The following is a 24,392-nucleotide window of genomic DNA, read 5'->3' as shown; positions in this document are numbered from 1 at the left end:
GCATGTCGTCATCGCAGGTCGTTTCTGCGCGCGAACATCCGCTGCTGTGAGCGCCGCTGCGTGCTGCAGGGGTGAGGGGCGGAGCAGAACTCCATTCGTTCTCGCAACGACTCTCAACGACGTTCTTCGGCCTTGAGGAAGGACCAATCTTGGCTGCCTCGCGCACCGCGTCCACTGGTAAGTCCACCGGTACGTCCAACATCGTGACGTCCGCCCGCACGGCCTCCGGCCGGCTCTCCTTCGCGAAGATCCGCGAACCACTCGAGGTCCCTGACCTCCTCGCCCTCCAGACCGAGAGCTTCGACTGGCTCCTCGGCAACGAGCGCTGGCAGCAGCGTGTCGCCGCGGCGACGGCCGAAGGGCGCTCCGACATCCCCGAGCGGTCCGGCCTCGAGGAGATCTTCGACGAGATCTCGCCGATCGAGGACTTCACCGGATCCATGTCGCTGAGCTTCCGCGACCACCGCTTCGAGGAGGTCAAGTACTCGATCGACGAGTGCAAGGAGCGCGACCAGACATACTCCGCCCCCCTCTTCGTGACCGCCGAGTTCATGAACACGACGACTGGTGAGATCAAGAGCCAGACCGTCTTCATGGGCGACTTCCCGCTCATGACCGAGCGCGGCACATTCATCATCAACGGCACCGAGCGCGTCGTCGTCTCCCAGCTCGTCCGCAGCCCGGGCGTGTACTTCGAGCGCGCCATCGACAAGACGTCCGACAAGGACGTCTACACGGCCAAGGTCATCCCCAGCCGTGGCGCATGGCTCGAGTTCGAGATCGACAAGCGCGACATGGTGGGCGTCCGCGTCGACCGCAAGCGCAAGCAGCCGGTGACCACCCTCCTGAAGGCTCTCGGTCTCAGCGAGTCCGAGATCCGCTCGACCTTCGTGGACGCCTCGGGTGCGACCTACGAGTCCATCGAGCTCACCCTCGAGAAGGACACCCTCGCCGACCAGGACGCCGCGTTGCTCGACCTGTACCGCAAGCTGCGCCCGGGCGAGCCGCCCACGACGGAGGCCGCGCGCAACCTGCTGGACAACCTGTACTTCAACGGCAAGCGCTACGACCTGGCCAAGGTCGGCCGGTACAAGATCGACAAGAAGCTCGGTCTCGACGTGCCGCTCAGCGAGTCGGTCCTCTCGATCGACGACATCGTCGCGACGATCCGCTACCTGTGCGCGCTGCACAACAACGACACCGCCATGCCTGGTGTCCGGGACGGTGAGGACGTCGAGATCCGCGTCGAGGTCGACGACATCGACCACTTCGGCAACCGCCGGCTGCGCAACGTCGGCGAGCTGATCCAGAACCAGGTCCGCACCGGCCTGTCGCGGATGGAGCGGGTCGTCCGCGAGCGGATGACCACCCAGGACGTCGAGGCCATCACGCCGCAGACGCTCATCAACATCCGCCCGGTCGTCGCCTCCATCAAGGAGTTCTTCGGCACCAGCCAGCTGTCCCAGTTCATGGACCAGAACAACCCGCTGGCCGGACTGACGCACAAGCGCCGCCTCTCCGCGCTCGGCCCCGGTGGTCTCTCCCGCGACCGCGCCGGCATGGAGGTCCGTGACGTCCACCCGTCCCACTACGGCCGGATGTGCCCGATCGAGACCCCTGAGGGGCCGAACATCGGTCTCATCGGGTCCCTCGCGTCCTACGGCCGGATCAACCCGTTCGGGTTCATCGAGACGCCGTACCGCAAGGTCGAGCAGGGCGTCATCTCCGACGAGGTCGTCTACCTGTCCGCCGACGAGGAGGACGAGCACGTCATCGCCCAGGCCAACGCCACCCTCACTGATGACGGCCGCGGCTTCGCCCACGAGCGGGTGCTCGTGCGAGTCAAGGGCGGCGAGGTCGAGTACATCCCGCGCGAGGAGGTCGACTACATCGACGTCTCCGCGCGCCAGATGGTGTCCGCGGCCACGGCGCTCATCCCCTTCCTCGAGCACGACGATGCCAACCGCGCCCTCATGGGCTCGAACATGCAGCGTCAGGCCGTTCCGCTCGTGCGCTCCGAGGCGCCGCTCGTCGGCACCGGGATGGAGTACCGCGTGGCGATGGACAGCGGTGACGTCGTGACGGCCGAGAAGGCCGGGGTGGTCACCGAGGTCTCCGCCGACCTCGTGACCGTCGCCGCCGACGACGGCACGACCCGGACCTACCGGATCAACAAGTTCACCCGGTCCAACCAGGGCAACTCCTACAACCAGCGCGTCGTGGTCGCCGAGGGCGACCGGGTCGAGCAGGGTCAGCTCATCGCCGACGGGCCCGCCACCGACGGCGGCGAGATCGCCCTCGGTCGCAACCTGCTCGTCGCGTTCATGCCCTGGGAGGGCTACAACTTCGAGGACGCGATCATCCTCTCTCAGCGGCTCGTGCAGGACGACGTGCTCTCGTCGATCCACATCGAGGAGCACGAGGTCGACGCGCGCGACACCAAGCTGGGTCCGGAGGAGATCACCCGGGACATCCCGAATGTCTCCGAGGAGGTCCTGGCCGACCTCGACGAGCGCGGCATCATCCGCATCGGCGCCGAGGTCCGCGACGGTGACCTGCTCGTCGGCAAGGTCACGCCCAAGGGTGAGACCGAGCTGACGCCCGAGGAGCGCCTGCTCCGCGCGATCTTCGGTGAGAAGGCCCGCGAGGTCCGCGACACCTCCCTGAAGGTTCCCCACGGCGAGACCGGCACCGTCATCGGGGTCAAGGTGTTCGACAAGGACGAGGGCGACGAGCTCGCCCCCGGCGTCAACCAGCTGGTGCGTGTCTACGTCGCCAACAAGCGCAAGATCACCGACGGCGACAAGCTCGCCGGCCGGCACGGCAACAAGGGCGTCATCTCCAAGATCGTTCCAGTCGAGGACATGCCGTTCCTCGAGGACGGCACCCCGGTCGACGTCGTGCTCAACCCGCTCGGTGTCCCGGGCCGGATGAACATCGGTCAGATCCTCGAGCTGCACCTCGGCTGGGCCGCGGCGCAGGGCTGGAAGATCGAGGGCAACCCGGACTGGGCGAGCCTGATCCCCGAGGACGCCCGCGAGGCGGCCCCCGGCAGCCGTGTCGCGTCCCCCGTCTTCGACGGTGCACGCGAGGAGGAGATCGTCGGTCTCCTCGAGTCGACCAGCCGGACCCGTGACGGCCAGCGGCTCATCGACGGCTCGGGCAAGGCCCGGATGTTCGACGGTCGCTCCGGCGAGCCGTTCCCGGACCCGATCTCGGTCGGCTACATGTACATCCTCAAGCTGCACCACCTCGTGGACGACAAGATCCACGCGCGCAGCACGGGCCCGTACTCGATGATCACCCAGCAGCCGCTCGGCGGTAAGGCCCAGTTCGGTGGCCAGCGCTTCGGCGAGATGGAGGTGTGGGCGCTCGAGGCATACGGAGCCGCCTACGCCCTCCAGGAGCTGTTGACGATCAAGTCCGACGACGTCACCGGCCGGGTCAAGGTCTACGAGGCGATCGTCAAGGGCGACAACATCCCCGAGCCCGGCATCCCCGAGTCGTTCAAGGTCCTCATCAAGGAGATGCAGTCCCTGTGTCTCAACGTCGAGGTCCTTTCCAGCGACGGTTCAGCGATCGAGATGCGTGACGCCGAGGAGGACGTCTTCCGTGCCGCGGAGGAGCTCGGTATCGACCTGTCCCGTCGCGAGCCGAGCTCCGTCGAAGAGGTCTAGGGTCCGCCCTCCCTCACTCACCACCGAGACCACCTGACTGATTCACGACGAGAGAAGGAAGCACCAAGTGCTGGACGTCAACTTCTTCGACGAGCTGCGCATCGGCCTTGCGACCGCGGACGATATCCGCGCCTGGAGCCATGGCGAGGTCAAGAAGCCCGAGACCATCAACTACCGGACGCTCAAGCCCGAGAAGGACGGTCTCTTCTGCGAGAAGATCTTCGGTCCCACCCGGGACTGGGAGTGCAACTGCGGCAAGTACAAGCGGGTCCGCTTCAAGGGCATCATCTGTGAGCGTTGCGGCGTCGAGGTGACCCGCGCCGGAGTGCGTCGCGAGCGGATGGGTCACATCGAGCTGGCCGCCCCCGTGACCCACATCTGGTACTTCAAGGGCGTCCCGAGTCGCCTCGGGTACCTGCTCGACCTGGCGCCGAAGGACCTCGAGAAGGTCATCTACTTCGCCGCCTACATGATCACGAGCGTCGACGAGGAGCAGCGGCACGCCGACCTGCCCTCGCTCGAGGCCCAGATCGAGGTCGAGAAGAAGGAGCTCGAGAACCGTCGCGACGCAGACGTCGAGGCGCGCGCCAAGAAGCTCGAGTCCGACATCGCCGCACTCGAGGCCGAGGGCGCCAAGTCCGACGCCAAGCGCAAGGTCCGCGACAGCGCCGAGCGCGAGATGAACCAGATCCGCAAGCGCGCGGAGGCCCAGGTCGAGCGGCTGACGCAGGTCTGGGACCGGTTCAAGAACCTCAAGGTCCAGGACCTCGAGGGCGACGAGATGCTCTACCGCGAGATGCGGGACCGCTTCGGGCTGTACTTCGAGGGCGGCATGGGCGCGGCGGCGATCCAGAAGCGTCTGGAGACCTTCGACCTCGAGGCCGAGGCCGAGCTGCTGCGCGAGGTCATCGCGACCGGCAAGGGTCAGCGCAAGACGCGTGCCCTGAAGCGGCTCAAGGTGGTCACCGCCTTCCAGCAGACCACCAACAACCCGTCCGGCATGGTCCTGGACGCGGTCCCGGTCATCCCGCCGGACCTGCGCCCCATGGTCCAGCTCGACGGTGGCCGTTTCGCGACCTCCGACCTGAACGACCTCTACCGCCGGGTGATCAACCGCAACAACCGGCTCAAGCGGCTGCTCGACCTCGGCGCGCCCGAGATCATCGTCAACAACGAGAAGCGCATGCTGCAGGAGGCGGTCGACAACCTGTTCGACAACGGCCGCCGCGGTCGTCCGGTCACCGGGCCGGGCAACCGCCCGCTGAAGTCGCTCTCCGACATGCTCAAGGGCAAGCAGGGACGCTTCCGCCAGAACCTCCTCGGCAAGCGCGTCGACTACTCCGGCCGTTCGGTCATCGTCGTCGGCCCGCAGCTGAAGCTGCACCAGTGCGGCCTGCCCAAGCAGATGGCGCTCGAGCTCTTCAAGCCGTTCGTCATGAAGCGGCTCGTCGACCTCGACCACGCCCAGAACATCAAGAGCGCCAAGCGCATGGTGGAGCGGGCTCGCCCGGTCGTCTGGGACGTGCTCGAGGAGGTCATCACCGAGCACCCGGTCCTGCTGAACCGCGCTCCCACGCTGCACCGACTCGGTATCCAGGCCTTCGAGCCGCAGCTGGTCGAGGGCAAGGCCATCCAGATCCACCCGCTCGTGTGCACGGCGTTCAACGCCGACTTCGACGGTGACCAGATGGCGGTCCACGTCCCGCTGTCGGCGGAGGCCCAGGCAGAGGCCCGGATCCTGATGCTGTCGAGCAACAACATCCTCAAGCCGGCCGACGGCCGTCCGGTGACCATGCCGACCCAGGACATGATCATCGGACTGTTCCACCTCACCTCCGAGGTGGAGGACGGCCGCGGCGAGGGTCGCGCGTTCGGCTCGATCGCCGAGGCGCAGATGGCCTTCGACGCCCGTGAGATCGAGATCGGCTCCAAGGTCCGGATCCGGATCGAGCGGATGGTCCCGGCCTCCAGCGCGGCGCTTCCCGAAGGGGTTGAGCTCGACGACGAGGGCTTCGCCAACAACGTCCTCCTGGAGACGACTCTCGGTCGGGCGATCTTCAACACGACGCTGCCGGCGGACTACCCCTACGTCAACGACGCGGCGGACAAGAAGCGTCTGTCGGGGATCGTCAACGACCTGGCCGAGCGCTACACCAAGGTGGCGGTGGCCGCGTCGCTCGACGCTCTCAAGGATCACGGCTACTACTGGGCCACCCGCTCGGGTACCACGGTCGCGATCTCGGACGTCGTCACGCCGCCTCGCAAGATCGAGATCCTCGAGGCCTACGAGGACAAGGCGGAGAAGGTCCAGACCCAGTACGAGCGCGGTCTGATCACCGACGACGAGCGCCGTCAGGAGCTCATCGAGATCTGGACCCAGGCGACCAACGAGGTCGCCAAGGAGATGGAGGCCAACATCCCGCGAACGAACACCATCTACCGGATGGTGTCCTCGGGCGCGCGAGGCAACTGGATGCAGCTGCGCCAGATCGCCGGTATGCGTGGTCTGGTGTCGAACCCGCGTGGTGACATCATCCCGCGGCCGATCCGGTCCAACTTCCGCGAGGGTCTGTCCGTCCTGGAGTTCTTCATCTCGACGCACGGCTCCCGAAAGGGTCTGGCGGACACCGCGCTGCGGACCGCCGACTCCGGCTACCTCACGCGTCGTCTGGTCGACGTGTCGCAGGACGTCATCATCCGCGAGGACGACTGCGGCACGGACCGCGGTCTGCCGATGCCGATCGCGCAGGTCAACGAGCGCACCGGCACCCGCAGCCTGCACGACGACGTCGAGACGAGCGTGTACGCACGCACCCTCTCCGAGGACGTGGTCCACGAGGGCGAGACTCTGGCCGAGGCCGGCATCGACCTCGGTGACGTCGTCATCGGCGCGCTCTTCGCCGCCGGCGTCGACGAGGTCAAGGTCCGCTCGGTCCTCACCTGTGAGAGCAAGGTCGGAACGTGCGCCAAGTGCTACGGCCGCTCGCTGGCGACCGGCAAGCTCGTCGACATCGGTGAGGCGGTCGGCATCATCGCCGCCCAGTCGATCGGTGAGCCCGGCACCCAGCTGACGATGCGGACCTTCCACACCGGTGGTGTGGCCGGTGACGACATCACCCAGGGTCTGCCGCGTGTCGTCGAGCTCTTCGAGGCCCGTACGCCCAAGGGCGTCTCGCCGATCGCCGAGGCGACCGGGCGGGTCACCGTCGAGGAGACCGACAAGTCCCGCCGGATCCTGCTCACCCCGGACGACGGCACCGACGAGCACGCCTACCCGGTCAGCAAGCGTGCGCGTCTGCTGGTCCAGGACGGCGAGCACGTCGAGGTCGGCACCCAGCTGACCCAGGGTGCCATCGACCCCAAGCAGGTGCTGCGCATCCTCGGCCCGCGTGAGGTGCAGAAGCACCTCGTCGACGAGGTCCAGGACGTGTACCGCCAGCAGGGTGTGTCGATCCACGACAAGCACATCGAGGTCATCGTCCGCCAGATGCTGCGCCGGATCACGATCATCGAGTCGGGCGACACCGACCTACTGCCCGGCGAGCTCGCCGAGCGTGGTCGCTTCCTCGAGCAGAACCGCAAGGTCGTCGCCGAGAGCGGTCGTCCGGCCAGCGGCCGTCCCGAGCTCATGGGCATCACCAAGGCCTCACTCGCGACCGAGTCGTGGCTGTCGGCGGCCTCCTTCCAGGAGACCACCCGGGTCCTCACCGAGGCTGCGATGGGCGCCAGGTCCGACCCGCTCCTCGGCCTGAAGGAGAACGTCATCCTCGGCAAGCTCATCCCGGCCGGTACGGGCCTGTCCCGCTATCGCAACGTCGCGGTCGAGCCGACCGAGGAGGCCAAGGCCGCGATGTACACCCTGCCGACGTACGACCAGTACGACTACGGGATGTTCGGCACCGGCACCGGCGAGGCGATTCGCCTCGACGACACCGAGCTGGGACTCGATCGGTTCTGACTCGATCGGTTCTGACTCGATCGGTTCCGAGTCGACAGGTTCTGAGGACCTGAGCCGCACCGAGGGGCGGTATGCGCGGGAGACTCCCGCGCATACCGCCCCTCGTGCGTGTCCCGGCCATCGTGGTGGATGACAACCTTCTCACCTGGCCGTGTTCGGCTTGAGTCGGTGCCCCGTTGTGACGCACTGTTGGGGGATGCACCCGGGTGCCGAACCCGGATCCAGCCGAAGGAGCCGCTCATGGTCCGCCGCACCGCGCTGTCCGTCGCCGCTGTCGCCGCCCTGGTGCTGAGCGGCTGCAGCGGCGACGAGGTCACCCCGGGCCAGGGAGTGACGTCACCGGTGACCCTGACCAACGCGCCCGCGAGCGACGGAACGGCTTCCACGACCGAGGGGACGGCACCGTCCACGGAGGAGACTCCGGCGCCGACCGACACCGGCGCGACGGACTGCGCCGAGACCATCGGCGCCGACGTCGCGGGTGACCTCGTCGTGGACGGCGCCACGTGCATCGGCGCGGTGGTCGTCGACGGCAACATCCTCGTGGGCGACGGTGCGACGCTCGTGACGGAGGGGACGACCGTCGACGGCAACATCCAGGGCACCGGGCATGCGCTGGTCTCGGTGACCGGGGGTGAGGTCGAGGGCAACGTCCAGCTCGACAACGGCGGGTCCGCCACCGTCGCCGGCGTGACGATCGACGGCGACCTCCAGTCCACGTCGAACACCGGGGCGCAGGAGTTCCGCAACAACGTGATCGACGGCAACCTGCAGTGCGAGGCCAACGCTCCTGCACCGACCGGTTCGGGCAACACGGTGGGCGGCGACAAGGAGGGCCAGTGCTCCGGGCTGTGAGCACGGACGTCGTCGAGACCGTCGGGCGTGCCGACTCGGTCGCCGGGGAGGTGGTGCTCCGCAGGCGCGGCGAGGTGACCGAGCTCATCGTCGGCGGCGTCTTCGTCATGGACACCGTGGACGTCTCCACCGAGGTCGACCTCGCCGACATCGCGCTCTCCCTGCACCCTCGTCCCGAGCGGGTGCTCGTCGGCGGGCTGGGTCTGGGCTTCACCGCGGCGGCCGTGCTGGCCGACCCGCGGGTCCGGCATGTCAGGGTCGCCGAGATCGCCGCACCCCTGGCCCTGTGGGCCGGCGAAGGACTGCTGCCGGCTCCCGGGCTCGCGGACGAGCGGCTGACCGTCGAGGTCGCCGATGTGGGCAGCGTCCTGGGCGCCACGGCGGGGGGCTGGGACGTGGTGCTGCTCGACGTCGACAACGGTCCCGGCTTCCTCGTCCGACCGGAGAACACCGACCTGTATGCGAGGGCCGGCCTCCGCTCGGCGGCCGCCGCTCTCGCGCCGGGCGGGGTCCTCGCCATCTGGTCCTCCCATCGCGCCCCCGACCTGCTCGCCGAGCTGAGGCGGTCGGACCGTGGCACGGCCAGGGAGATCGTTCGGCGGGTGCATCGCGAAGGCCGCGAATTCGACTACGCGATCTATGTCCTGACCCCTTGATGACCGACGGGAAGCCGCAGCGGACGGATTTGGCCCCTCACCGCATACCCGAGTAAAGTTGATCGATGTGTCTGGCTAGGACCAGGCGCTGCGGCACGCCTCGGACCCCCTCGGGGTTCGCGCGGCCGAAGGGTGAGTCTCACGCTCATCCGACCACCTTCTGCCGGGCGCCCCACGCTCGGTCCCCGATCAACACACCATCGGTGACCGCGTGGCGGGGAATGCAGGGAGGAGCACCCGAGCGACCGGACGCCGACGAGGCGTCGAATGCGTGAGGGCCATGACCAAGGACCTGTCAGCCGAGGACGGCGGGGCAGGACACGACGACAAGTATGGAGAACCCAGGTTGCCTACGATCAACCAGCTGGTGCGCAAGGGCCGGCAGGACAAGACCACCAAGGTCAAGACTCCTGCCCTCAAGGGCTCCCCGCAGCGCCGCGGCGTGTGCACGCGCGTCTACACCACCACCCCCAAGAAGCCGAACTCCGCCCTCCGCAAGGTCGCCCGTGTGCGGCTGTCGAGCGGCATCGAGGTCACGGCCTACATCCCCGGCGTCGGCCACAACCTCCAGGAGCACTCGATCGTGCTCGTCCGTGGCGGCCGTGTGAAGGACCTGCCCGGCGTTCGCTACAAGATCATCCGCGGCACGCTCGACACCCAGGGCGTGAAGAACCGTCAGCAGGCGCGTTCCCGATACGGCGCGAAGAAGGAGAAGAAGTAATGCCTCGTAAGGGCCCCGCTCCCAAGCGCCCCCTGGTCGTCGACCCGGTCTACCAGTCCACGCTGGTCACCCAGCTCGTGAACAAGATCCTGCTCGACGGCAAGAAGTCCATCGCCGAGGGCATCGTCTACGGCGCCCTCGAGGGCTGCCGCGAGAAGACCGGCACCGACCCCGTGCAGACCCTCAAGCGCGCGCTCGACAACGTGCGCCCGACCCTGGAGGTCAAGTCCCGCCGCGTCGGCGGTGCCACCTACCAGGTGCCCGTCGAGGTCAAGCCCGGCCGCGCGACCACGCTGTCGCTGCGCTGGCTCGTCGGCTACGCGCGCCAGCGTCGCGAGAAGACGATGACCGAGCGCCTCATGAACGAGATCCTCGACGCCTCCAACGGTCTGGGCGCAGCCGTCAAGCGCCGCGAGGACACCCACAAGATGGCCGAGTCCAACAAGGCCTTCGCGCACTACCGCTGGTGAGTCGCGGGCGGTGGGCGGCCCGACCGGCCGCCCACCGCCGCGACCACCGCACCGCGACCCACTCGCGATCTTCGCGACCGCATACGAACTGAGAGAACGAACGTGGCACAGGATGTCCTGACCGACCTGACCAAGGTCCGCAACATCGGGATCATGGCGCACATCGACGCCGGCAAGACGACGACGACCGAACGTGTCCTCTTCTACACCGGTGTCAACCGCAAGATGGGGGAGACCCACGACGGCGCGTCGACCACCGACTGGATGGAGCAGGAGAAGGAGCGGGGGATCACCATCACCTCCGCGGCCGTGACCTGCTTCTGGAACAACAACCAGATCAACATCATCGACACCCCGGGTCACGTCGACTTCACCGTCGAGGTGGAGCGCTCGCTGCGCGTCCTCGACGGTGCGGTCGCGGTCTTCGACGGCAAGGAGGGCGTCGAGCCCCAGTCCGAGACCGTGTGGCGTCAGGCCGACAAGTACGACGTGCCGCGGATCTGCTTCGTCAACAAGATGGACAAGCTCGGGGCGGACTTCTATTTCACGGTCCAGACCATCAAGGATCGTCTCGGCGCCACCCCGCTCGTCCTCCAGCTGCCGATCGGCATAGAGAGCGACTTCATCGGGGTCGTCGACCTGCTGCAGATGAAGGCGCTGGTCTGGGAGGGCGACGCCAAGGGCGACGTCACCATGGGCGCCAAGTACGAGGTCCAGGACATTCCGGCGGACCTGCAGGAGAAGGCCGAGCAGTACCGCCAGGAGCTGGTCGAGACGGTCGCCGAGGCCGACGACGCCCTCATGGAGAAGTACCTCGAGGGTGAGGAGCTCACCATCGAGGAGCTCAAGGCGGGGATCCGCAAGCTCACCATCTCCTCGACCGTCTACCCGGTCATCTGCGGCTCGGCCTTCAAGAACCGCGGTGTCCAGCCGATGCTCGACGCCGTCGTCGACTACCTGCCCAACCCGCTCGACGTCCCCGCCGTCTCCGGTCACACGCCCGGGCACGAGGCCGAGCACCTCTCGCGCAAGCCGAGCACGGAGGAGCCGTTCGCCGCGTTGGCCTTCAAGGTCGCGACCCACCCCTTCTTCGGCACCCTCACCTTCATCCGCGTGTACTCCGGCCGCATCGCTGCGGGCTCGCAGGTGTACAACTCCACGAAGGGGAAGAAGGAGCGCGTCGGCAAGCTCTTCCAGATGCACGCCAACAAGGAAAACCCGGTCGACGAGGCCCTCGCGGGACACATCTACGCCGCGATCGGCCTGAAGACCACGACCACGGGTGACACCCTGTGCGACCCCAACGCGCAGATCGTCCTCGAGTCGATGACCTTCCCCGAGCCCGTCATCCAGGTGGCCATCGAGCCCAAGACCAAGGGTGACCAGGAGAAGCTGGGAACGGCCATCCAGAAGCTCGCCGAGGAGGACCCGACGTTCCAGGTCCACCTCGACGAGGACACCGGCCAGACGATCATCGCCGGCATGGGCGAGCTGCACCTCGACATCCTCGTCGACCGCATGCGGCGCGAGTTCAAGGTCGAGGCGAACGTGGGCAAGCCGCAGGTGGCCTACCGCGAGACGATTCGCCGTGTGGTGGAGAAGTACGACTACACGCACAAGAAGCAGACCGGTGGCTCCGGGCAGTTCGCCAAGGTCCAGGTGAGCTTCGAGCCCCTGACGGCGGCCGAGGGCGAGCTCTACGAGTTCGAGAACAAGGTCACCGGCGGCCGCGTGCCCAAGGAGTACATCCCCTCCGTGGACGCCGGCATCCAGGACGCCATGCAGTACGGCGTCCTGGCCGGGTACCCGATGGTCGGGGTCAAGGCGACCCTGCTCGACGGCGCCTACCACGACGTCGACTCGTCCGAGATGGCGTTCAAGATCGCCGGTTCGATGGCCTTCAAGGAGGCGATCCGCAAGGCGGACCCCGTCCTGCTCGAGCCGATGATGCTCGTCGAGGTGCGCACACCCGAGGAGTACATGGGTGACGTCATCGGCGACATCAACTCGCGCCGTGGTCACATCCAGGCGATGGAGGACATCAGCGGCGCCAAGATCGTCCGCGGACTGGTCCCCCTGTCGGAGATGTTCGGCTACGTCGGCGACCTGCGGTCCAAGACGCAGGGCCGGGCGAACTACTCGATGGAGTTCGACTCGTACGCCGAGGTTCCCAAGGCCGTCGCCGAGGAGATCATCAAGAAGACTCGGGGCGAGTGACCGCTAGACTGGTCGCTGGTCTCTAGACAAAACACCGGTTGGCCGCCCGACGCCTCGCGCAGGGCGGCCGGCCATCACCCTGTAATCGACGCGACGTCCGCCCGGTCGTCAGGCGTTAACCAAGAAGTCCTGAGGAGGACACACAAGTGGCGAAGGCAAAGTTCGAGCGGACCAAGCCGCACGTCAACATCGGCACCATCGGTCACATCGACCACGGTAAGACGACGCTGACGGCTGCGATCTCCAAGGTCCTGCACGACAAGTACCCCGACCTGAACCCGGTGTTCGCGTTCGACGACATCGACAAGGCTCCGGAGGAGAAGCAGCGCGGTATCACGATCTCGATCGCGCACATCGAGTACCAGACCGAGTCGCGTCACTACGCGCACGTCGACTGCCCCGGTCACGCCGACTACGTGAAGAACATGATCACCGGTGCGGCCCAGATGGACGGCGCCATCCTCGTCGTCGCGGCGACCGACGGTCCGATGCCGCAGACGAAGGAGCACGTCCTCCTCGCCCGCCAGGTCGGTGTGCCCTACATCGTCGTCGCGCTGAACAAGGCCGACATGGTCGACGACGAGGAGATCATGGAGCTCGTCGAGATGGAGGTCCGTGAGCTCCTCTCCGACTACGAGTTCCCCGGTGACGACCTGCCGGTCGTCAAGGTCTCGGCGCTCAAGGCCCTCGAGGGCGACGCCGAGTGGGGCCAGACCGTCCTCGACCTCATGGAGGCCGTCGACACCTACATCCCCGAGCCTGAGCGCGACATCGACAAGCCGTTCCTCATGCCCGTCGAGGACGTCTTCACGATCACCGGTCGTGGCACCGTCGTCACCGGCCGTATCGAGCGCGGTGTCCTCAAGGTCAACGAGGAGGTCGAGATCGTCGGCATCCACGAGGGTCCGCCCGCCAAGACCACCGTCACCGGCATCGAGATGTTCCGCAAGCTCCTCGACGAGGGTCGCGCGGGTGAGAACGTCGGTCTGCTCCTCCGTGGCACCAAGCGTGAGGACGTCGAGCGCGGCCAGGTCGTCGTCAAGCCCGGCTCGATCACGCCGCACACCGAGTTCGAGGCCAACGTCTACATCCTCTCCAAGGACGAGGGTGGCCGGCACACGCCGTTCTACGACAACTACCGTCCGCAGTTCTACTTCCGGACCACGGACGTCACCGGTGTCGTGCACCTGCCCGAGGGCACCGAGATGGTCATGCCCGGCGACAACACCGAGATGCGCGTCGAGCTCATCCAGCCGATCGCCATGGAGGACGGCCTCCGCTTCGCGATCCGCGAGGGTGGCCGCACCGTCGGCGCCGGCCGCGTCACCAAGATCACCAAGTGATCTGACGCGACGCCAGTCGCAACAGCACAGGGCCCCATCCGCTTCGGCGGGTGGGGCCCTGTCGTGTGCGTGGGACGCGGTGGGGAGGTCAGGCCAGCTGGAGTGGAGTCGTGTCGCCTCCCGCCTTGGCGCCTCGAACACCGACGAGGGATGGTTCTCGACACGTTTCACGCCGTGGAGCGTGGACGAAACCATCTGTCGTGGCTCGACGCTCTGCCGCACGTGCCGTTAACGAGGTCAGTACCGCGGCGTCACAGGGTGTGGGTGACGCCCTCGCTGACGAGCCGCGCAGCCACGGTCTCGACATCGGGCTCACCCCTGCTGAGCACAAGCGAGCCGTCGGCCTCCCAGGCGGAGACGAGAACCCGCAGGAACAGCGCGGTGTCGTACGTCGACAGGTGCACCCGTGGCGCGCCCTCCGTCTGACGGAGCTCCGACTGGCCCGCCCACGACGACAGGGCCGCGTAGCCGACCGGGTCACCGTCGAGGACGAGGGCCGGGTCGTCGTCATCTGCCTCGGCCCACGCGTCGAACTGATCGGCGTAGGTCGAGAGCTGGGCCGCCTCGTCCATGACTCCGTCGCCAACGCGCTCATCCGCGTGACGGGCCAGCGCCGCCAGGGTCACAAGGACTGCGCCGGCGCCGGCGCCGGACCGGTCGACGAAGTCGGCGAGCACTGCGCGGTCGTCACTCACGCAGACGTCGGCCGGCTGGTCCGCATCCAGCGCGACACAGCCCCCGACCGACCACACGGCAAGAGCCCAGTATGCGGTGCGCCAGTGCGGCGGAAGCGCCAGCAGCACGACCGACCCGGGTTCGATGTCGTAGTCCTCCTGCAGCGCGTTCGCCGCCTTGGCGACCCAGTTGGAGAGCACGCGGGCGGACAGTTCGATCCGCTCCCCGTTGGTCGGGCCGTCAGTGTCGTCGTAGCACGTGATCCTCGGTCGGGCGGCGTCGGATCGCTGGAGCTGGGCGAGGAGAGCGTCGGGTCGGGTCACCCGCGCCAGCCTACGGGGCGGTCGACACCGCCGGCGTCAGGGCGCAGGCGCGCTCGCCGCGGAGCCGCACGTGCAGCGCCCAGGCCAGCGCGGCCACCGCCGCGACAGCCAACACGGGTTGGAGGGGAGCGAACCACTGCATCGCACCGGCAGATCCGAGGGCCACCAGGACGACCTTGTTGCAGACGGGGCACCCGACCGCGAAGAAGGTGAGCACACCGCCCACCATGCCGCTCTTCGTGCCGTCGTCCTCCTCGAGCCCGCTCAGGTTCGGTTGTCGGACGTAGGTCGCCGTCAGCAGGCCGCTGAGCGCCGCTGCGACGAGCAGGGTCGGCCAGGCCCACCACGTCATCGGTATCTCGCGCCCGAAGACGGGGTTGGGGATGAGCACCGTCGGCAGTCCGATCAGCAGCACGGTCCCCAGGGCTGCCAAGGCCGCGACGAGCCATCGCCGCGGGCTCCAACCGCGGAGGACGAACAGGTGAGATCGCGTCACGAGGTCAGGCTACCGCATACCCATAGGGGTATCCGGACCTGCCCACGTCGATCCACCCCATCGTGGCCACCGGTGTGGCTGCACCGCAATCCCTGTGCAGTCGGTAAGAATAAGCGAGGCCGCACCCGGCCTGGACAGGAGAGACAGGACCAGAATGACCACTTTCGCCACCGATGTGACCGGTTACGAACCGCTCGATCCCGCCATCCGTGAGCAGTACGCGCGGGACGGCTTCGTCGTCATCAAGAACGCCCTCGCTGAGGCGGACCGGGCGTACTTCGAGGAGGCCGTGGACCGGATCTACGCCGAGGAGCAGGCGGCTGGTCGGTTGCGTCCGGACCGGTCGATCCATGTCATGGGCTGGTTGAACCGGGACCCGCGGTTCGTGGAGCTGCTGAGCTGGCCGACGACGTTCCCGTACATCTGGGGGACCATGGGCTGGAACATCTACACCCATCACAACCACATCGACGTCAACCCCCCGAAGGACGAGCCGCCGTTCTGGAACTGGCACCAGGACGGGTACCGGCAGAACTCGGACATCGACATGGATGTGCGGCCGATGTTCATGACGAAGATCTGTTATGCCCTGACGGACCTGTCCGAGCCGGGGTACGGCAACACCAAGGTCATCCCGGGCAGCCACCTGAGCAACACGCTCGCGGGTCGTCCGGAGAAGCCGGGGGACCCGATCGTCGAGCCCGAGGGTGCGATGGAGGTGCTGTTGGAGCCGGGGGATGCGTTCATCTTCGACCGGCGGCTGTGGCACTCCCGGTCGATGAACAAGAGTGAGCGGGTCCGCAAGCTGATGTTCATCGGCTACACCTACCGCTGGATCCGGCCGCTGGATGAGGCGGTCGCGGACCAGGACAGCGACTGGTTCGCCTCGCTGACGCCGCTGCAGCAGCAGCTGCTCGGCTATGGCCCGGACCATGCCTCGTTCTGGGGGATCCGCCAGGACGGCTGGATCGATGACGAGATCCCGCTGCGCAAGGAGCTCAAGGAGCGCGGCCTGCTCGACCGCTCCATCCCCTACCTCCGCTGACCTCGACCCGGTGCCGGCTGGTCAGGTCCTCGTGGCGGCCTGGGTGAGCCGCGCTGCGGTGTAGCGCGCCGCAACGAGAGTGCTCACGGCCGGGTGGGTCCCGAGCTCGGCGCCGACGCCGAGGACGTCGCAGTCGGCCGCGACCCGTCGGGCCCGGTCGAGGAACACTCCCGGAGCGAGCAGATGGGTCGCGACGGCGAGACGGCTTCGGCCGGCCTCCCGGTGGGCGGCACAGGCTGCGGTCAGGTCCGTGCCCGGGCCGGACAGGTATGCGGTGGAGACCGGGACGCGTTCCGTCTCGGCGAGCATCGCTGCCACCTCGTCGACCTCCGCGCGGGCGCTCGCCAGTGACGACCCCGCAGAGGCGAGCACGAGCGCGTCGATGTGGTCACCCACGTGCCCCGGGGCACCTAGCGCCTCGCGGACTCGTGCGCCGAGGGCCTCGACCACGGCGCGACCGGCTCCCAGTGCGGGGGTGACGACGGCACTTCGGGCGCGCGCGACAGCAGCCGGGACGTCGTAGCGCACGTGGTAGCCGGAGGTGAGGAACAACGGCACGACGACGGAGTCGTCCGCCTCGGACAGAACGTCCGCGAGGGCGGGCGCACACACGTCGACGTAGCCGACGCGCCAGGGAGCCCCGACGAGATCGGCCGCCCGTCGAGCGCAGTCCTCGATGACCGCGCGCCCTGCTTCGCTCACCGTTCCGTGAGCGGCCACGACGAGTGGCCTCACCGACCCACCTCGAGAATCTCGTCGTCGTCGCGGGAGACCTCCGGGCGATCGCTCGGGCGGTCCGTGCGCCCCCTGACCACGGCCCGGGTGAGCAGCGCGAGCCAGGCGGCGGTGAGGACTCCCTCGACGACCGTGGCTGCGATTCCCCCCAGCCCCAGGAGGGCCAGAACCGTGCCCGCGTTGAGCGCGAGGATCAGGCCGCCGACGCAGATGCCGAGAACGGGTGCGGGCAGCAGTCCGGCCAGCCGTGCGGCGACAGGGGCCGCGACGACACCACCGGCCATGAGGGCCCCGACGAGGCGCAGGTCGATGCCGGCCAGGCCGAGACCGACGAGGAAGCCGACGCTCGCACATACTGTGACGACGAACTCCGCGGCCGACACCGAGCCGATGACCCGCCGAGGCGGGAGGGGAGAGGTGCTGATCAGTGTCGACGTCACGACCGGTCCCCACCCCCCGCCCCCGGTGGCGTTGACGAAGCCGCCGACGAGTCCGAGCGGGCCGAGGAAGATCCGACGGGAGGTGAACCGCGCCAGTCGCCCCGCACCGGGCTCGCGGCCGAGCACGAACCGCGCGATGATCCCGAGGCCGAGGATGACGAGTAGGACCGCCATGAGCGGCCGGGCCGCCGCGGTGGACAGGCTCGAGAGGAAGCCGGCACCGGCCAGAGCCCCCATTCCGCCCGGCACTGCCAGACGGCGGACGACCGCCCAGTCGACGTTCCCGAACCTCGCGTGGCTCGCACCCGAGATCAGGGTCGTCCCGAGCTGGGCCACGTTGACCGACGCGCTGGCCAGTGCCGGTGCCGTGCCGAGCGCCAACAGCAGTGACGCGGACGTCACGCCGTAGCCCATCCCGAGTGATCCGTCGACCAGCTGTGCACCCGCTCCCGCGAGGGCCACGAGGATGAGCGCTCTCACCGACCCGCCCCGGCCAGTGCTCCATCCAGCGCGGGCGCGGGCGCCTCCCGTGGCCAGTCGTGCGCCAGGCGCACGACGTCCCCGACGACGATCACCGCCGGGTTGACGACCTCGGCCGACTCCGCGCGCTCGACGATGTCCTCGAGCGTGCCCAGCGTCACCCGCTGAGTCGGCGTGCACCCCCGCTCCACGATGGCGACCGGCGTCGATTCCTCGCGTCCGGTGAGCAGGAACTCGACGTTGCGCTGCAACGTGGCCACCCCCATGAGGATGACCACGGTGTGGTCACCGCCGAGGGGCAGCCGCATGAGGTCCTCGTGGCCGGTCACGACGGTGAAGCCGCGGGCCAGGCCGCGGTGCGTGACCGGGATGCCTGCCGCCGCCGGGACGGCGATCGCCGACGAGATCCCCGGCACCACCTCGACCGGGATCCCGGCGGCCTCGCAGGCGAGGCGCTCCTCGCCGCCCCGTCCGAGGACATAGGGGTCGCCACCCTTGAAACGGACGACGCCCCGCCCAGCGCCGGCCTCGCGGACGAGGATCTCGTTGATCTCGTCCTGAGGGACCGGATGGTGGTTCGGCTGCTTCCCCACGTCGACCACCCGCACCCCCGGGGGGAGGAGGGCCAGGGTCGAGGTCGGGACGAGGCGGTCGGTGACGACGACGTCGGCGCTCGCGAGCAGCGCCGCCGCCCGCCGGGTCAGCAACCCGTCGTCGCCGGGCCCGGCGCCGACGAGGGCGACCCACCCGGTCCGGTCCCGGCGGGACCGGAGGTCGACGATGCCGGACGAGAGGTGCTCGACCGCCGCCGTTCGGGCGACCGCGGCCCGGCGGGGGTCACCGCCGCCGTGGACGGCGACCCGCAGGGTCGCATCTCCGAGCGGGAGCTCCCCGCGGGCCGGGACATGAGCGCTGGCACGGTCGGCATCGCTCGCGTCGACGCACCAGATCCGAGCCGCCTCGGCATCTATGCCGACCCGGCGATCGACCTCCGGGTGGCCGGTGGCGGTGTGCACGAGCCAGGCGCCCTCGAGGTCCGCCGGACCGGAGTACTCCCGCGTGAGCAGGGTGAGTCGACCGGCAGGGGACTCGGACGCCAGTGCGAGCAGCTCCTCGTCCACCACCGGCGCGACGACGGTCACCAGCGCGCCGTCCGCCAGCAGGTCGCGTACCCGCCGGGCGGTGACCCGACCGCCGCCGACGGCGACGACCCGGCGGCCGCGCAGCCGCAGGCCGAGGAGGGTGACGGGGCCGTTCATCGGTGCTCCCCAGCGAGCGGCGCCGCTGCATCGAACCGGTCCGACCCACCCAGCGACCCGGGCGACGCGCCGGCGCCGGGGAGCGTCGCATACGCCATGCCGGCGGCCAGCGTCCAGCCGTCGTGCGGGTCCACGACGAGGAGGGATCCGCCGTGGCGGGACCGGGCGTAGGGCTCGAGCGGGAGCGGTTCGGCCAGGGTGAGTGTCACCGAGACAAGGTCGTTGAGTCCGGCTCCTGAAGCCGGCTCGACCGCGAGCCGACCGATGTCGAGCCGTTCTGCGACGTCTGAGACCACGGCGCGCACCGTGCGCGTCCCGTGCGCCACGAGGACCCGTGCGCCCGGCACCAGCGGCCGCTCCGAGAGCCAGCAGAGCACGGCCTCGACCGACCTGACCGGGGTGGGCGGCTCGTCGGCCGCCGCGAGGACGTCGCCGCGCGAGACGTCGACGGCGTCGGCGAGGCGCAGGGTGACCGACAGCGGCGCAGTCGCCTGGTCGAGCGGCTCCGGTCCCCGGTCGATGCCGACGACCGTCGTCCGCACGCCGGAGGAGCTCACGACGACCTCGTCGCCGACCCGGACGGTGCCTGACGAGACGTGCCCCGCGTATCCGCGGTAGTCCACGTGCTCTGCCGCCACCGCCCCGTGCTGTGGCCGGATGACGAGCTGCACCGGAAAGCGTGCGGGCCCGCCGGACCGGTGCGCCGGCAGGGTTTCGAGCACCTCGAGCAGGGTCGGTCCGGCGTACCAGTCCGTGTGCGGGCCCGGCTCGACCACATTGTCGCCGTGCAGGGCGCTGATCGGGACGACGGAGACGGAGTCGATGTCGAGGGTGCGCCGCAGGTCCTCGATGTCGAGGACGGTCCGGTCGTATGCGGTGGCCGGGTCGGCGACGAGGTCCACCTTGTTCACGACCACGACGACGTGCGGCACTCGGAGGAGACCCACGACGGCGAGGTGGCGGCGGGTCTGCTCGACGACGCCGTGGCGGGCGTCGACGAGGACGAGCACGACGTCGGCGGTGCTCGCACCGGTGACCGTGTTGCGGGTGTACTGCACGTGGCCGGGGCAGTCGGCGAGCACGAACGAGCGCCGAGCCGTCGCGAAGTAGCGGTAGGCGACGTCGATCGTGATGCCCTGCTCACGCTCGGCGCGCAGGCCGTCGGTCAGCAGGGCCAGGTCGGCCAGCTCACCGGTCCAGCCGCGTCGGCGGCTCGCGTCGGTGATGGCCGCGAGCTGGTCGGCGAGCACCGACTTGGTGTCGTGCAGCAGCCGGCCGACGAGTGTGGACTTGCCGTCGTCGACCGACCCCGCGGTCGCGAGGCGGAGCAGTGTGGGTGTGCTCATCAGAAGTACCCCTCCTTCTTGCGGTCCTCCATGGCTGCCTCGGAGATCCGGTCGTCGGCCCGGGTCGCGCCCCGCTCGGTCACGGTGCTCGCCGCGACCTCGGTGACGACCTCGCCGACGGTGCGCGCGGTGGAGCGCACCGCGCCGGTGCACGACATGTCGCCGACGGTTCGATAGCGGACCTGCTCGACCCGGACCTCCTCGCCCGCCCGGGGCCGGCTCCATGGCCCGGGGGAGAGGAGCATGCCGTCGCGCTCGAACACCTCACGCTCATGGGCGTAGTAGAGGTCCGGCAGCTCGATGCCCTCGCGCTCGATGTACCGCCACACGTCGAGCTCGGTCCAGTTCGACAGCGGAAAGACCCGCACGTGCTCGCCGGGCCGGTGCCGGGTGTTGACGGCGCGCCACAGCTCGGGCCGCTGGTTCTTGGGGTCCCACTGCCCGAACGCGTCCCGCAGCGAGACGATGCGCTCCTTCGCCCGCGCCTTGTCCTCGTCGCGTCGACCGCCGCCGAACACCCCGTCGAAGCGATGCTCGGTGATGGCGTCGAGCAGCGGCACGGTCTGCAGCGGATTGCGGGTGCCGTCGGTGCGCTCGCGCAGCCGACCGTCGTCGAGGTAGTCCTGGACGCGGGCGACGTGCAGGGTCAGCCCGAACCGGGCCACCGTTGCGTCGCGGAACGCGAGCACCTCGGGGAAGTTGTGACCGGTGTCGACGTGCAGCACCGGAACCGTCACGCGCCCCGGCCACAGCGCCTTGGCCGTCAGGTGCAGCAAGACCACCGAGTCCTTGCCGCCGCTGAACAGGATGACGGGTCGCTCCAGCTCGGCGACGACCTCGCGGATGACGAGGATCGCCTCGCTCTCGAGCAGGTCGAGCAGGTCGGGTCCGCCTCCCGTGGCACCGTGGTCGTGGGCATCGGTCGACGGGTCGTAGGCGAGGGTCTGGCTCATCGGGTCTCCTCGTCCGAGGTGGCGGCCGGGGTGGTGGTGGCTGGGATCGTTGCGGGGTGCAGCCCGCACTCGGTCTTGGCGAACCCGCTCCAGCGCCCGGAGCGGGGATCCTGGCCGGGGGCGACCGGGCGGGTGCACGGGGCGCAGCCGATCGAGGGGTAGCCTCGCTCGAGCAGGGGGTTGGTGGGCAGGTCGTGCCGGGAGGCGTAGGCGGTCACGTCGTCCGCCGTCCACGCGACGAGGGGGTTGACCTTGACGAGCCCGAAGGTCTCGTCCCACTCGACGATGGGGGTGGCGGCCCGGGTCGGGGCCTCGTCGCGGCGCACGCCCGTGACCCACGCCGAGTACCCGGAGAGGGCGCGCCGGAGCGGCTCGACCTTTCGCATCCGGCAGCACGCCCCCGGGTCTCGGGCGAACAGGTCGTGGCCGAACCGCGCATCCTGCTCGGCGACGGTCAGCTCGGGGCGGATGTCCCGCACCGTGATGTCGAGGACGCGGGCGGCCTCATCCCGTGTCGCGAGGGTCTCGGGGAAGTGGTACCCGGTGTCGAGGAAGACGACATCGACATCGGGGACGACTCTCGAGACCAGGTGCGGCAGGACCGTGTCGGCCATGCTGGCGGCCACCGCCAGGTCCCGCCCGAACCGGTGCGCCGCCCAGGTGAGCACCTCCTCGGCGCCGGCCCGCGCATACTCGTGTGCCGCCTGCTCGGCCTCGGCGCGGGCGTCCGCGACGGCCTGCGTGGTCATGTCAGCACCTCGTCGTCGACCCGGTGGGCCCAGGTGGCGAAGGTCTCAGCGGGCCGGCGGTCGGCGGCGAAACGGCGGACCACCCGCTCGACATAGGGCACGAGCTCCTCGGCCGTGACCTTCAGACCGCGAACGGTCCGGCCGAGGCCCGCCTCGCCGTCACCACCCCCGTCGCCGGCGCCTGAGCCGGCGAGCCCGCCGCCGAGGTGCACCTGGAACCCGGGGACTTGCTGGCCGTCGTCCGTTGTGACGATCTGCCCCTTGAGGCCGATGTCGGCGACCTGGATCCGGGCGCACGAGTTCGGGCAGCCGTTGACGTGCAGGCTGATCGGACGCTCCAGCAACGGCTCGAGGTCGCTCAGGCGGTCCTCGAGCTCGGCAACCGCCCGAGCCGCAGTCGCCTTCGTCTCGACGATCGCGAGCTTGCAGAACTCGATGCCCGTGCACGCCATGGTCGAGCGGCGGAAGACCGACGGCGTCGCGGTCAGGCCCAGGGCGGACGATCCTTCGAGGAGGGCGTCCACGGCGTTCTGACGGACGTCGAGCACGACGACCTTCTGGTGCGGCGTGAACCGGACGCGGCGCGAGCCGGCGGCCTCGGCCAGGTCGGCGAGGGCGGCCAGTCGGGTTCCGCTGACCCGGCCCACGGTCGGCGCGAGGCCGACGTAGAGGCGTCCGTCGCGCTGCCGGTGTACCCCGACGTGGTCCCCCGGTCCCGTCGGTTGGGCGGGCGCCGGCCCGTCGGGCAAGGGCGAGTCGAGGTACTCCAGCTCCAGGACCTCGCGGAACCGCTCCGGGCCCCACTCCGCGAGGAGGAACTTCAGACGGGCCTTTGCCCGCAGCCGCCGGAAGCCGTAGTCGCGGTACAGCCGCACGACGGCGTGCCACACGTCCGCCGCTCGTTCCGGGGGAACGAAGGCACCGAGCCGCTCCGCAAGCCGGGGGGCGGTCGAGAGCCCACCACCGACCCAGAGGTCGTATCCGGGCCCGAGCTCCGGGTGGACGACACCGACGAGCGACAGGTCGTTGATCTCGTGGACGACGTCGAGACTCGGATGCCCTGTCACTGCGCTCTTGAACTTGCGGGGGAGGTTCGCGAGGTCGGGGTCGCCGATGAAGCGTCTCTGGATCTCCTCGATGACGGGCGTCGGGTCGAGGATCTCGTCGGCGGCGATCCCCGCGAGCGGGCTGCCGAGGACGACGCGCGGGGTGTCCCCGCAGGCCTCCGTGGTCGAGAGTCCGACGGCCTCGAGGCGGCGCCAGATCTCCGGCACGTCCTCGATGCCGATCCAGTGGTACTGGATGTTCTGCCGATCGCTGATGTCCGCGGTGTCCCGCGCGAACTCGGTGGAGATGCCGGCGATGGTGCGCAGCTGGTCCGTCGTCACCGCCCCGCCGTCGATCCGGACCCGAAGCATGAAGTACCGGTCCTCGAGCTCGTGCGGCTCGAGCTGGGCGGTCCGCCCCCCGTCGATGCCGGGGCGGCGCTGGGTGTAGAGCCCCCACCAGCGGAACCGCCCGTGGAGGTCCTCGGTGGGGATCGCGTCGAAGCCGGCCACCGCATACACCTCCTCGATGCGGCGGCGCACGTTGAGGCCGTTGTCGGCCGCCTTGAACCGCTCGTTGTCGTTGAGCGGCTCTCGGCCGTCGACGGCCCACTGGCCCTGGGGCCGGCTCGAGCGGGACGGGCGCACCCGGGGCGCGGGGCGGGTGGCGGGTGCCTCGATGGTCATGAAGATCTCTCCCAGATGAGGGCGGACGTGACGGGGGCGCACGGTCACCGGTCGAGGTGCACGTGGTCGAGCGGTTCGACGAGGCGGTATGCGGTGCGTACGTCGCAGCGAGAGGCGGGGACGAGCGGTGCTCGGGTCCGCACTCCGAGGACGCGCGTGGTCCCGTCGAACGGTGGCGGGCGGACGGAGATGGCTCCGAGCCGGGCGGGGGAGGGGCGGCGCGTGCCGGGTAGGTCAGCGGCAGCGACACATGAGCGCGCT

The 24,392-nt window shown here is 69.3% G+C and carries 18 protein-coding genes; 9 read left to right on the top strand and 9 right to left on the bottom strand.

All coding sequences use genetic code 11. The features are described from left to right. Window positions 1-149: 149 nt before the first annotated feature. The 8 genes from rpoB (at window position 150) to tuf (ending at window position 13,897) form a co-directional block, all read left to right on the top strand. Window positions 150-3,677 carry a DNA-directed RNA polymerase subunit beta gene (gene rpoB, locus GA707_RS02265; RefSeq protein WP_370459973.1) on the top strand — a complete coding sequence of 1,176 codons (3,528 nt, stop codon included), beginning with the start codon at window positions 150-152 and terminating at the stop codon, window positions 3,675-3,677. Window positions 3,678-3,744: 67 nt separating this feature from the next. After that, on the top strand, window positions 3,745-7,635 hold the full coding sequence (locus GA707_RS02260) for a DNA-directed RNA polymerase subunit beta' (protein WP_152176770.1): 3,891 nt from the start codon (window positions 3,745-3,747) through the stop codon (window positions 7,633-7,635). A 240-nt stretch (window positions 7,636-7,875) separates the two neighbouring features. Beyond that, on the top strand, window positions 7,876-8,490 hold the full coding sequence (locus GA707_RS02255) for a hypothetical protein (RefSeq protein ID WP_152176769.1): 615 nt from the start codon (window positions 7,876-7,878) through the stop codon (window positions 8,488-8,490). Continuing rightward, complete coding sequence (locus tag GA707_RS02250; RefSeq protein ID WP_152176768.1) at window positions 8,475-9,146, top strand: spermidine synthase; 672 nt, start codon at window positions 8,475-8,477, stop codon at window positions 9,144-9,146. The genes GA707_RS02255 and GA707_RS02250 overlap by 16 nt, the downstream gene beginning before the upstream one ends. Window positions 9,147-9,492: 346 nt before the next feature. Beyond that, entirely contained in the window at window positions 9,493-9,867 is a 375-nt protein-coding gene (gene rpsL / locus GA707_RS02245; RefSeq protein ID WP_152177050.1) for a 30S ribosomal protein S12, read from the top strand. Beyond that, on the top strand, window positions 9,867-10,337 hold the full coding sequence (rpsG, locus tag GA707_RS02240; RefSeq protein ID WP_152176767.1) for a 30S ribosomal protein S7: 471 nt from the start codon (window positions 9,867-9,869) through the stop codon (window positions 10,335-10,337). The genes rpsL and rpsG overlap by 1 nt, the downstream gene beginning before the upstream one ends. A gap of 102 nt (window positions 10,338-10,439) precedes the next feature. Continuing rightward, on the top strand, window positions 10,440-12,554 hold the full coding sequence (fusA, locus tag GA707_RS02235; protein WP_152176766.1) for an elongation factor G: 2,115 nt from the start codon (window positions 10,440-10,442) through the stop codon (window positions 12,552-12,554). A 146-nt stretch (window positions 12,555-12,700) separates the two neighbouring features. Then, window positions 12,701-13,897 (top strand): elongation factor Tu, encoded by a 1,197-nt coding sequence (gene tuf, locus GA707_RS02230; RefSeq protein ID WP_152176765.1) that lies wholly within the window; start codon window positions 12,701-12,703, stop codon window positions 13,895-13,897. 251 nt (window positions 13,898-14,148) lie between these two features. On the opposite strand, the gene GA707_RS02225 is transcribed toward tuf, so the two are convergent. Together GA707_RS02225 and GA707_RS02220 are read right to left on the bottom strand one after the other, a co-directional pair. Beyond that, window positions 14,149-14,895 carry a TIGR03089 family protein gene (locus GA707_RS02225; RefSeq protein WP_152176764.1) on the bottom strand — a complete coding sequence of 249 codons (747 nt, stop codon included), beginning with the start codon at window positions 14,893-14,895 and terminating at the stop codon, window positions 14,149-14,151. Between the two features lie 10 nt (window positions 14,896-14,905). Next, window positions 14,906-15,391 (bottom strand): hypothetical protein, encoded by a 486-nt coding sequence (locus tag GA707_RS02220; RefSeq protein WP_226963470.1) that lies wholly within the window; start codon window positions 15,389-15,391, stop codon window positions 14,906-14,908. Window positions 15,392-15,545: 154 nt separating this feature from the next. On the opposite strand from GA707_RS02220, the gene GA707_RS02215 reads away from it, so the two are divergent. After that, window positions 15,546-16,436 (top strand): phytanoyl-CoA dioxygenase family protein, encoded by an 891-nt coding sequence (locus tag GA707_RS02215; protein WP_152176763.1) that lies wholly within the window; start codon window positions 15,546-15,548, stop codon window positions 16,434-16,436. Between the two features lie 21 nt (window positions 16,437-16,457). Here GA707_RS02215 and GA707_RS02210 read toward each other — a convergent pair whose 3' ends face one another. From GA707_RS02210 to GA707_RS02180, 7 genes are read right to left on the bottom strand one after another with little or no spacing between them, the layout of a single operon-like run. After that, complete coding sequence (locus tag GA707_RS02210) at window positions 16,458-17,171, bottom strand: sirohydrochlorin chelatase (protein ID WP_193315122.1); 714 nt, start codon at window positions 17,169-17,171, stop codon at window positions 16,458-16,460. Continuing rightward, window positions 17,168-18,091 carry a sulfite exporter TauE/SafE family protein gene (locus GA707_RS02205; protein ID WP_152176761.1) on the bottom strand — a complete coding sequence of 308 codons (924 nt, stop codon included), beginning with the start codon at window positions 18,089-18,091 and terminating at the stop codon, window positions 17,168-17,170. The genes GA707_RS02210 and GA707_RS02205 overlap by 4 nt, the downstream gene beginning before the upstream one ends. After that, on the bottom strand, window positions 18,088-19,350 hold the full coding sequence (cobA, locus tag GA707_RS02200; RefSeq protein WP_152176760.1) for a uroporphyrinogen-III C-methyltransferase: 1,263 nt from the start codon (window positions 19,348-19,350) through the stop codon (window positions 18,088-18,090). Before cobA ends, GA707_RS02205 begins: the two co-directional genes overlap by 4 nt. After that, a complete protein-coding gene (locus tag GA707_RS02195; RefSeq protein ID WP_152176759.1) occupies window positions 19,347-20,696 on the bottom strand; it encodes a sulfate adenylyltransferase subunit 1 in 1,350 nt (449 codons plus the stop codon). Before GA707_RS02195 ends, cobA begins: the two co-directional genes overlap by 4 nt. Next, window positions 20,696-21,649 (bottom strand): sulfate adenylyltransferase subunit CysD, encoded by a 954-nt coding sequence (cysD, locus tag GA707_RS02190; RefSeq protein ID WP_152176758.1) that lies wholly within the window; start codon window positions 21,647-21,649, stop codon window positions 20,696-20,698. The genes GA707_RS02195 and cysD overlap by 1 nt, the downstream gene beginning before the upstream one ends. Then, entirely contained in the window at window positions 21,646-22,398 is a 753-nt protein-coding gene (locus GA707_RS02185) for a phosphoadenylyl-sulfate reductase (RefSeq protein ID WP_152176757.1), read from the bottom strand. The genes cysD and GA707_RS02185 overlap by 4 nt, the downstream gene beginning before the upstream one ends. Then, on the bottom strand, window positions 22,395-24,131 hold the full coding sequence (locus tag GA707_RS02180) for a nitrite/sulfite reductase (protein WP_152176756.1): 1,737 nt from the start codon (window positions 24,129-24,131) through the stop codon (window positions 22,395-22,397). Before GA707_RS02180 ends, GA707_RS02185 begins: the two co-directional genes overlap by 4 nt. Window positions 24,132-24,392 lie beyond the last annotated feature (261 nt).

This window comes from Nostocoides sp. F2B08 (assembly GCF_009184895.1).
Taxonomy (GTDB): Bacteria; Actinomycetota; Actinomycetes; order Actinomycetales; family Dermatophilaceae; genus F2B08.
The sequence above is the reverse complement of the archived record's forward strand: the minus strand, read 5'-3'. Positions and strand labels throughout refer to the sequence as shown.

What these genes read in the sequence shown, in the direction of transcription:
- GA707_RS02255 (WP_152176769.1), top strand. Translation starts at nt 7,876, where the DNA reads ATGGTCCGCCGCACCGCGCTGTCCGTCGCCGCTGTCGCCGCCCTGGTG.
- rpsG (WP_152176767.1), top strand. Translation starts at nt 9,867, where the DNA reads ATGCCTCGTAAGGGCCCCGCTCCCAAGCGCCCCCTGGTCGTCGACCCG.
- GA707_RS02215 (WP_152176763.1), top strand. Translation starts at nt 15,546, where the DNA reads ATGACCACTTTCGCCACCGATGTGACCGGTTACGAACCGCTCGATCCC.
- cobA (WP_152176760.1), bottom strand. Translation starts at nt 19,350, where the DNA reads ATGAACGGCCCCGTCACCCTCCTCGGCCTGCGGCTGCGCGGCCGCCGG.
- GA707_RS02195 (WP_152176759.1), bottom strand. Translation starts at nt 20,696, where the DNA reads ATGAGCACACCCACACTGCTCCGCCTCGCGACCGCGGGGTCGGTCGAC.
- cysD (WP_152176758.1), bottom strand. Translation starts at nt 21,649, where the DNA reads ATGAGCCAGACCCTCGCCTACGACCCGTCGACCGATGCCCACGACCAC.
- GA707_RS02185 (WP_152176757.1), bottom strand. Translation starts at nt 22,398, where the DNA reads ATGACCACGCAGGCCGTCGCGGACGCCCGCGCCGAGGCCGAGCAGGCG.
- GA707_RS02180 (WP_152176756.1), bottom strand. Translation starts at nt 24,131, where the DNA reads ATGACCATCGAGGCACCCGCCACCCGCCCCGCGCCCCGGGTGCGCCCG.